At 43.3% G+C, this 626-nt stretch carries 1 protein-coding gene; it reads right to left on the reverse strand.

Features of this window, described 5'->3' with window-relative positions; all coding sequences use genetic code 11:
• Nucleotides 1–202 precede the first annotated feature (202 nt).
• The gene (locus ACCI49_RS25010; protein WP_371841974.1) at nt 203–424 is read right to left on the reverse strand and encodes a hypothetical protein; all 222 of its coding nucleotides are present in this window, start codon (nt 422–424) and stop codon (nt 203–205) included.
• Nucleotides 425–626: the final 202 nt, after the last annotated feature.

The raw sequence follows: 626 nt of genomic DNA on the forward strand, positions 1-626 counted from the left end.
GTTGGTTAGAATGCCGGCCTGTCACGCCGGAGGTCGCGGGTTCGAGTCCCGTCCGGTCCGCCACATACAAAAAAGCCCTGCTCGAAAGAGCGGGGCTTTTTTGTATGTGGTTTTTGCATTTTCCGTTTCTTTAATTTTCATCTTCTTTCACTAAAGCCCCCCCCAACAAAACCAACTATCAGTGTATCAAGCAGCCTCTATTTCAAACTGATCCAGACCCACCCACAACAAAGCGCAAGCCAGCCCAATGAAGTGCCAACAAATTTTTACGATAATTTTCTGCGCCTTTAAAAATTTTCCATACGCGGAAGAGTTTGCCATCACCAAAAAATTTATTCCCCTGCCAATACAATTTAATTCCAGCCAGCATCACTAGAGGAAACTTCTCAACAAAAAGGTGGCAAGCACTTTTTTCTGCTGACAAAACATCCGAGCAGTTTCCCAATAATTATTTTTTAAGCAAAAGTTGGTGCTTTTTTATTCCATTAATTTTTTTGAAGTCTTTTCGTAAAAATCTGTTGACCGTGAAAAAAATATCATTAAGATACGCAGCTCCTGACACAGGGTGGTTAGCTCAGTTGGGAGAGCGACGGCCTTACAAGCCGTAGGTCACAGGTTCGACCCCT

This window comes from Microbulbifer epialgicus, from assembly GCF_041447265.1.
In the GTDB taxonomy this organism is placed as follows: domain Bacteria; phylum Pseudomonadota; class Gammaproteobacteria; order Pseudomonadales; family Cellvibrionaceae; genus Microbulbifer; species Microbulbifer epialgicus.